This window comes from Fervidicella metallireducens AeB, from assembly GCF_000601455.1.
Classification (GTDB): Bacteria; Bacillota; Clostridia; order Clostridiales; family Caloramatoraceae; genus Fervidicella; species Fervidicella metallireducens.
This window is the reverse complement of the sequence record NZ_AZQP01000062.1, coordinates 1-9,707: the sequence shown is the minus strand read 5'-3', so window position 1 is coordinate 9,707 and position 9,707 is coordinate 1. Positions and strand designations below refer to the sequence as shown.

Annotated in this window: 6 protein-coding genes; all 6 read left to right on the top strand. The window is 33.3% G+C overall.

The annotated features are described in order from the left end of the window. Positions 1–9 precede the first annotated feature (9 nt). The gene (locus Q428_RS16700; RefSeq protein ID WP_084478370.1) at positions 10–168 is read left to right on the top strand and encodes a sigma factor-like helix-turn-helix DNA-binding protein; all 159 of its coding nucleotides are present in this window, start codon (positions 10–12) and stop codon (positions 166–168) included. Between the two features lie 243 nt (positions 169–411). After that, positions 412–903, top strand: a complete 492-nt coding sequence (locus tag Q428_RS12820) for a transposase (protein WP_423219598.1) — start codon at positions 412–414, stop codon at positions 901–903. 406 nt (positions 904–1,309) lie between these two features. Further along, on the top strand, positions 1,310–1,546 hold the full coding sequence (locus Q428_RS12815; protein ID WP_035381546.1) for a BhlA/UviB family holin-like peptide: 237 nt from the start codon (positions 1,310–1,312) through the stop codon (positions 1,544–1,546). A gap of 83 nt (positions 1,547–1,629) precedes the next feature. Continuing rightward, positions 1,630–2,811, top strand: coding sequence for a methionine adenosyltransferase (gene metK, locus Q428_RS12810; protein ID WP_035381545.1), 1,182 nt, complete (start codon positions 1,630–1,632; stop codon positions 2,809–2,811). Positions 2,812–3,046: 235 nt separating this feature from the next. Next, positions 3,047–4,315 (top strand): radical SAM/SPASM domain-containing protein, encoded by a 1,269-nt coding sequence (locus tag Q428_RS12805; protein WP_051515168.1) that lies wholly within the window; start codon positions 3,047–3,049, stop codon positions 4,313–4,315. Further along, positions 4,308–9,707: DUF6531 domain-containing protein (locus tag Q428_RS12800; protein ID WP_242847844.1), on the top strand; the 5,400-nt coding region annotated here is incomplete at its 3' end. The genes Q428_RS12805 and Q428_RS12800, both read left to right, overlap by 8 nt.

Sequence of the window (9,707 nt, the reverse complement as noted above, 5' to 3'; positions counted from 1 at the left end):
AAACAAAGAATGATTCTAGAACAGATATATTTAAATAATATAAGTCAAATTGAACTGGCTAAGCGTTTTAATGTTAGTAAACAAGCAATTAATAAAATTAAAAAAAATGCACTTAACAACCTAAGAAAAATAATATTAAAGGAGCATTCTTGTAATGAAATAATTTAAGACTGGATAAAAAAGCACCTCCTGATAGAATACGGGGTATAAGGCTTCGAAGCTTATCCCTAATTAATAAAACTATCATTGGAGGTACCTAATATGAATTGTAAGCAAAATAAAAGAATAATGCAAATAAATGAACAAACATTAATTATTGGTGTTGATATTTCAAAAGAAAAGCATGTTGCTAGAGCACAGGATTTTAGAGGATATGAACTCAAATATCTTTTAGATAAATATAATTCTGTAATGCTTAAATTGAATGACTTGATGGTTAAGGTTGAGACTATAATTAGTGAAATACCTGGAGCAAAAGGAATGCTTCTTATTCCCGGACTTGCCCTTGTTACTGTTGCGGGCTTCTTATCTGAAGTTTGTGAATTGGCTCAATATGCACATCCATGTCAAATTCAGAAACTTGCCGGGCTTACATTAAAAGAATATAGTTCAGGTAAACAAAAAGGACAAACAACCATAACCAAAAGAGGAAGGCGAAAGCTTAGAGAATTACTTTTTAAGACTATTATGCCTTTAGTAGCTGTAAATAATGAATTTAAGGCACTGCATAAATACTATACAACTCGTGCTAAAAATCCTATAAAGAAAAAACAATCGCTTATAGCTCTATGCTGTAAATTAATAAGAGTTCTTTATGCAATAGGAACAAAGGGAGTTCGTTATAATCCACAGAAATTTATAAATGATATTAAACATCCAGAAGTTACAGGTAAAGTTGCTTAACAAATGTGTATTACTATTTTAATTTTAACATAAATTATTCACTGATTTTTAGATTGTAGTTCTTTGATAAATGGAGCTCGGAGTAGTCGGTAATATTATTCACCATACGGGCGTAGACCCTGCATAGGAGCATAAACGACATTCACCTCATGATAGGTTGAACGAAGGAATTTAGGGACAATGATCCTGTGAGACATGGAGGGTAGACCAATTTGAGCTTTGTGGATATCCATTTGCTAACATAAAATACCAATTCATCACTATGTCTATTAAGGTTAATCCTTCTATTCCCAATTATATCATAATTAATAATTCTATCTATGGGATTCAAACTGTAAATAATGAAAATCTAAGAATGAGTGAGTAAATTAAAGAAAATTAAAGATTATAGAGGAAGGTGAAATGAGTGGAAAATGAAATTGTAAAAATAGCATCTTCTCAGGGAATATGGGCAGTACTTACTGTTTCTCTTATATTATATATTTTAAAGGCACAAGAAAAAAGAGATGAGAAGCAGGAACAGAGAGAAAATAACTATCAGCAGATAATTATAAACCTTACTGAAAAATTAAACATTATTACTGAGGTACAAAAAGATATTCAAGAAATAAAGGAGACTATATCAGAGAAACAAAAGGTATAAAAATTTAAACTAAATACTTAATAGTTAATAAATAAGAGCAATTAAGATGTGTAAAAAATGTAAAAAAGGGGGAGTAAGAAATTATGAGAAGACTATTTACATCTGAATCGGTAACAGAGGGGCATCCAGATAAATTGTGTGACCAGATTTCTGATGCTATATTAGATTCTATTTTAGAAAAGGATCCATATTCAAGAGTTGCATGTGAGGTAGCAGCAACAACTGGTATGGTACTAGTTATGGGGGAAATAACAACAAATGCAAAGGTTGATATTCCTAAAATTGTTAGAAAAACAATAGAGGATGTGGGATATACAAGTGATGAATATGGTTTTAATTCTAAAACTTGTTCCGTTATCATGTCGATAGATGAGCAATCACAGGATATTGCATTGGGAGTTAATAAGGCGCTTGAGGCAAAACAAGGTAGCCTTAAAACGAGTGAAGCATTGGGGGCAGGGGATCAAGGTATGGTGTTCGGATATGCAACAAATGAAACTAAAGAATATATGCCGCTCCCTATAAGCTTAGCCCAAAAGCTAGCAAGAAGATTAGCCGATGTAAGAAAAGAAGGAATCATTGATTATCTAAGACCTGATGGAAAAACACAGGTTACAGTAGAGTACGAGAATGGTAAACCTATAAGAATTGATACAGTTGTTATTTCAACACAACATTCTCATAATGTTAAACGTGATGTTATTGTAAAGGATATAATAGAAAACGTTATTATACCTATAATCCCACAGAGTTTAATGAAAAAAGATACCAGATATTTAATCAATCCTACAGGTAGGTTTGTTATCGGTGGTCCGATGGGAGATTCAGGATTGACAGGAAGAAAGATAATAGCTGATACATATGGTGGAACAGGAAGACATGGTGGTGGAGTATTTTCAGGTAAGGAGCCTACGAAGGTAGATAGATCTGCAGCATATGCTGCAAGATGGGTGGCTAAAAATATGGTTGCTGCAGGAACAGCAGATAAATTAGAAGTGCAGCTTGCATATGCAATTGGAACAGCGCAACCAGTGTCGATTTCAGTTGAGACCTTTGGAACAGGGAAAATACCTGATGATAAAATAGTAGAAATCATTAAAACTGTTTTTAATCTTACACCGCTAGGAATAATTAGTGAACTAGAGCTTAGAAGACCTATATATAAGCAGACGGCAGCATATGGACATTTCGGTAGGGATGATATCGAATTACCTTGGGAAAAGCTAGATAAAGTTAATGAAATAAAAGCTATTGTTAAGATATAAATGCAAAATGACTATCTCAGCAAATAAAGAGGTAGTCATTTTTATTGCTAATAGGAATTCAGAAACCACCCAAACTTTAAGAGGGTCTATAAATTACGTAATGAGCTTCAAAAATATGCATTGTCTTATGATAGTAAAATTTTTTATAAAAATTTTTAACATAGGTTGATTTTTAGAGACTATGTTCCTTTTTATATATTGTAAAGAAAAATTATTAAATTCGGAGGTGGTTAATTTGTTTTGTAACGATTGCCAAAACAAAGAAAACTGTGTATCAAAACTAACAGACATGAAAACATCATTTGGAAGGAAAGGAGAGGAAAACAGCTTACCAAAAATATCAAATGCTTTTTTGATTCTAACTCAAAGCTGTAACCTAAAATGCAAATACTGTTTTGTGGTACAAAAGCCCCGTTCAATGTCCTTAGAGGTTGCAAAGGATGCGGCTGACTTTCTTGCAAGGAACGCAACAGAGCAAAGGGAAAGACCTAGCATAAACTTCTTTGGTGGAGAACCACTCATAAGATGGGAAGAGGTTATAGTTCCATTAACTCTATATATAAGAAGTAAATATGGAAATAACTATCAGCTTTCAATGACTACAAATGGAGTACTACTAGATGAAGCTAAACTAGAATTTATGAAGGCACATGGTATTGGTTTTATGGTAAGTATAGACGGAAATAAAAAGACACAAGACCTAAACAGACCATGTTCAGATGGAAGAAGCTCCTTTGACATCATAGCACCTAAAATACCTTTATTTTTAAAGTACAACCCTAACATGACCTTTAGAGCAACTGTAGACCATGACAATGTAGAGGAATACCTCAACAATCATAAATTCGCAGTTGCCAATGGATACACTAATATGTTCTCCATAGTCAATGTGTTTAGTAAGTGGAGTGAAAAAGAAAAAAGAGAACTGGAAAGGCAAATTCATATGACAGTAGATTATTACCTTAGTTTACTACATGAGGGAAGAAATTTCTCAATGAGCCCATTTGAAAGCATGTTTAAAAAGATAAACCAGATAAATCAAGCTGAAAAAAATAATCAATTTAGAACAGCAGGTGAAGGACTTCTTGCCTATGGAAGATGTGGTCTAGGGGCATCAAAATTTGCCAGTATAGGCACAGATGGAAAGATATATTCTTGCCAAGAAATGTGTGACAATGACGAGGTGGGTAGTCCATTTATAATAGGGGACATATATAATGGAACAGATGATTCTAAGAGGATGGATATAATAAGTAAATTTAATCCAAAAAATGTTCGTTCAACTGATGATATGGACTGCAAAAAATGTCCATTCTATATGATTTGTGATGGTGCATGCACAATCAATAACTATTTTGCAACTGGAGACTTAAACATTATGCCATCAATACTTTGTTTCTACTATCAATGTCTATATAAAGAGGCTTTAAGAGTACAGAAAACCATAAGAGAAATGAGCAGTCTAGTTGAGATTGCAAAGAAAAGGGGGATTTTAAATGTATAATATAAATGAACATAGTGAGGGTATAAATAATACTGCACAGTTATATAGTGGTGATTGCGATACTTATTGCGAAGTTGATATTTGTCAGACTTCATGCCAAAGAAATTGCCAAGGAGCATGTCAAAAGAGCTGTCAAAATTGTTTAGGAGCTTGTGAGGGCACATGTGAAAAAAGTTGTCAATGTAGTGCAGAAGGCTGTCAAACGACTTGTGAAAAAAGTTGTCAGTGTAGTTCAGAGGACTGTATGACTTGTCAAAGTTATTGTGAAACAGAAATCTGCCAAACTCCATGCGAAACAAGTTGCCAAGGATTATGCCAGAAAAATTGTCAAGACTGTTTAGGAGCTTCATGCCAGACATGCCAGGACTGCCAAGGAATAGCATGTCAAACGTGCGAATGTAAAGATCAAGGTTGTCAGAACTGTTTGGGTTCAATATGTCAGATATGCCAAAATAATTTAGGCTGTGATTCATGTGAAAGTGGTGGTGAAGATTGTTATATTTGTCAGTTTGCATGTGAAAGAGTATGTCAGTGTAGTAAGCAAGGTTGCCAAGATTATTGTGAAAAATACTGTCAATGTGCATATGAAGGGTGTATGCAGCTCTGTGAGAGCCAATGCGAAACTACAAGCGAAAATTCAGTAGTAGAATATGAGCCTGAATACATCCACTATGGCTCTCCAGGAACCAACCCAGGTACAGGAAACTATTCAGAAACTTTTATTGATATGAGCATAGAATCCCCAGGCTTTAAATTAAACATAAGCAGAACCTATAACTCAAAGGATGCAAGGGATTTCTTAGCATTCGGAAGAGGATGGACCTTTGGTTTTGAAGGATATGTTAAAGGTGATTCCAGTGTCTCGGTAAGACTTCCAAATGGAGGAAGCTTTATGTTCAATAGAAATGGAGATGGAACATATACTCCAACTGATTCAAGAAATAAGCTTGAAAGAGCTGCAGATGGAACCTATACCCTAACAACAAAGGATCAGTATAAGTATAGATTTAACTCCCTAGGATACCTGATGTCCATGAGTGATAGAAATAATAATACAATAACAATTGAGGTAAATAGTACTGGAAAGGTTATAGGTATAAAGGACTCGGCTTCAGAGCATTATACGATAGTATATAATGAGGATGGGTTGATTGAATCAATTACCGAGGACACTACTAAGAGAAAAGTTATGTATGAATATAGAGACAAGCAGTTAGTTAAGGTTACAGACCCAATGGGATATTATATGACCTTTGTATATGACAGCTTTGGTTTTTTAATAGAGATAAAGGATCAAAAGGAAATAACAATAAGTAAAATGGAATATGATCATTCTTCATCAGATAACATGCATAAATTAATCAAATTTACGGATTCCTTCGGAAATGTTAAGAGATATGAATATAGTACAACAGAAAATAAAACAATAATTGTAGATAGTAATGGCAGACGAACAACAATGTGGACTGACTCAAATAATTATGTTATCAAGACACAAGATCCAGAGGATAGAGTAACAACAACAGAGTATTATCTATTTAATAATATAAATAAATTTGGGGAAGAAAAAATACACATAGATAGATATGGAAACAAGACTGAATATGTAAGGGACGGAGTGGGAAATATAACAAAGATAATATATCCAGATTTAAGTTATAAAGAATTCAAGTATGATGAAAAAAATAACAAAATACTTGAAGTTGATGAGATAGGAAATAGAATAGAATATATATATGATATAAATAAAATTAATCTTATAAAAAAAGTTCAACCGCTGAATGGAAAGGATATATATTCTGAAAATGCAGACCAATCTCTATTTGCAATAACAAAATATGAATATTACACAGATGCAGAAGCACAGCAGCTTGGATATAAGGCAAAGGGACTTTTAAAATCAGTTACAGACCCAGAGGGAAACACCACAATATACACCTACGATACAGATGGGAACATAAGAACAATAAAGGACCCAGAAACTCAAAGGGATGAAAGTTTTGAATATAATTCTATGGGACTTAAAACCTCAGAAACAACAGCAAGGGGACATAGAACTGAGTATATCTACGACAACAACAAGCAACTTCAAAAAATAGTACAAAAGAGTACAAATAATGAAACTACAGTTATTAACTATGACCATATGGGAAGAAAAACAAAGGAAATATCACCAAACCTATATAATCCATCAGAGGATTTAGGAGTAAATAATTATATAGGAAACTATGGTCACAGATATGAATATTATCCATCAGGTCTACTGTGGAAGGAAACAGATGCAGAGAACAACACAACAATATTTAACTATGATATATATGGAAATAAAACAAGAGAAACAAGACCAGATGGAGGAATATTTGAGTATGAGTATGATGTTTTAAACAGACTAAAGAAGATTTTCTTTAAGGAAAGTGCGGAAGCACCATTAACTTTACTTGAAGAATTCTTCTATGAAATTCTACCTGATAAAAAGACCCAAACAACCTATAGAGAATACTTTACACCAACAGAATACGCAGACACAAAGCAAGTGTACGACTATGCTGGAAGACTTGTATTAACCATAAATCCAGATGGGACTACCCTTTCAACAAAATATAACCCAAATGGAACCATAAATAATACTGTAGATGAGAATGGAATGACAACCTACTTTAAGTATGATGGTTTAAATCGACTTACTGAAAAATGGGTTCCAGTTGAAGAAATATCAGGTGTTACAAAATATTCATATAGCAAAATAGATTACTACAGAAATGGCAACAAAAGGTCAGAATGGGTAAGTCCTGACAAGGTTGATTTAAATGTAGTACCAACTAATTTCATAGTAACAAGTTATGAATACTATAAAAATGGCAAATTAAAACGTCAAACAGATACAGCAGGAAGGATTACTGAATATTGGTATGATGATGATTTAAATGTATCAAAGGTTGAAAGTAAAATAGATGAAACAAAGAAGCAGGTAATACAATATATAAACAACTATTTAGGACTTCCAGAGAAGAAGACTGTATACATTAAAGCAGGTAATATATATGGAAATGATTTTAATAGTACAGTATTAACTACTCTTACAACAACTTATACCTACGATAAAAATAAGAATCTTAAGACAGAAAAAGCTCCAGACGATGTAGTAACAACCTATGAATACGATAAAATGAATAGACGTACAAAGGTAAGTGAACCAGGTATTGATGAGTTTGGTACAGCAGTTACTATCGTGAAGGAAACAAAGTACAACTTTGAAGATAAAGTAATAGAAGCTATTGACCCAAGGGGAAAAGCTACAGTATATGAATACGACAAGAGAGGTTTCCTTGTAAAAATAAAAGACCCTGAGGGTGGAATAACTGCATACGCATACGACCTTCAAGGAAGAAAAATTCATGAGGTAATGCCAAATTGCTATGACATAAACAAGACTATACATCAAATGAGTAGGACAGTATACAAATACGACAGTATGGATAGGGTTATTACAAAGACAGAGATATTTAATGAAAAGAAATATAATCCAGTAAATTCCACATGGAGCACAAGCCCAGTAAGCGTTGTAACAAAGGCATATAAGTATGACAAAAAGGGTCATGTAATAAAGGAGCTTGATGCTATAGGCTACGACACAGCTGTAGGAGCTACCGTTGAGGAAAAAATAAACAATGGCTATGGAGTAGAATATAAATATAATCTTGCAGGAAACATTACAGAAATTCTAGACCCAGTAACTAAAGAAAAGGGTATTGCCTTTACTACAAAGAATGAATATGATGCCCTTTCAAGAAAGGTAAAGGAAACTGATGCAAAGGGTAGAATTAAAAAGCTTGAATATGATGCCGCAGGAAATATTAAGGCAGTAAAGCATCAGGATTCATTAACAAGTCCAGAAATAATCCTGGAGAGTAAAACATATGACCTGCATGGTAATGTGCTTACTAAAACAGATGGAAATGGAAACACAGTTATTCTTGAATACAATGAAATAGACAAACTAAGAAAGGAAACCTATCCATCAGACGAAACAATAGGAGTATATTATGTAACCTATCAATATGACAGTAACGGAAATTTAAAAAGCAGTATAGATAGTCATTTAAAGCAGGAGATATACACTTATGACAACGAAGGAAGGATGCTTACAAAAACACAAAGAAAAGCTGATGGAACAGAAGAAATTATTGTAAGTATAAAATATGATGCCGCAGGAAATCCACGTTTTGAAAAGGATGGAAATGGAAACATAACAGAGAAAATCTATGATGGGCTAAATAGGATAAAGGCAGTTATCAAAAAGGTTAAGAGCATAAACAACCAAGAAACAGTACACACAAATAATTTCAACTATGATAAAAACGGAAATAAGACAGAAGAAATAGATTGGAGAGGCAACAAGACAATCTTTGTATATGATGATAACAATAGATTGATTGAAAAAATAGACCCATATATGAAGAGTATTGAAAAGCTTGAGTACAATAAAAATGATGCACAGGTAAGGGCATATGATGCATTAAATAACAAGACAGAATTTGAGTATGATAAAAATAACAGAATTATTAAAACAACAGATCCAGAGCTTCATACAACAGAGCAAAGCTTTGATGAGGTTGGAAACCTAAAAACCAAAAAAGATGGCAGAGGAAATATAACAACATATATCTATGATACTCTAAATAGACTTCAAACTGTTTTAAATGCAAAGAATGAAACAACATCATATACATATGACACAGTAGGAAATGTTCTTACAGAAAAAGATGGAAAGGGAAATATAACAACCTTTGAATACGGAGTAAGAAACCAGCTAAAGAGAAGAATAGACCATGGTGGGAAAATACCAAATGGAGCTGCATTCACCTATGTAGACTCTAAGGTAGAAAGCTACACATATTTTGAGGACGGAAAAGTAAAAACAATAAAGGATAGAAATGGTGTAATAACAAGCTTCAACTATGACATCCATGGAAGACTAAAAACAAAAACAGCAGGAACAATATCAGTTTCATACACCTATGATAATAACGGTAATATACTGACAGCCACGGATATTACGGGAGTAACAACAAGAAGATATGATGAATTAAACAGAATAATAGAAAAATATGTTCCTGATATTGGAAAAAGTGTATATGAATATGATATAATATCAGGTGTAGACATTGGAGAAATAGCAGAAAAGGTAACAGACCCGAAGGGGAATATATCACTAAATATATATGACAAAGTAGGAAGATTAAAGAAGGTAACAGCAGAGGGAAGAACGACAACCTATGAGTATTTTGATAATGGAAACAAGAAAGCAGTTCAATATCAGGATGGCTCAAGTGAGGAATTTACTTACTATAAGGACAACCTTCTTAAGACATTAGTAAACAAAAAATCAGAT

Excerpts from the sequence above, each read along its gene's own strand:
- Q428_RS16700 (WP_084478370.1), top strand. The coding sequence starts at position 10 with ATGATTCTAGAACAGATATATTTAAATAATATAAGTCAAATTGAACTG.
- Q428_RS12820 (WP_423219598.1), top strand. The coding sequence starts at position 412 with ATGCTTAAATTGAATGACTTGATGGTTAAGGTTGAGACTATAATTAGT.
- metK (WP_035381545.1), top strand. The coding sequence starts at position 1,630 with ATGAGAAGACTATTTACATCTGAATCGGTAACAGAGGGGCATCCAGAT.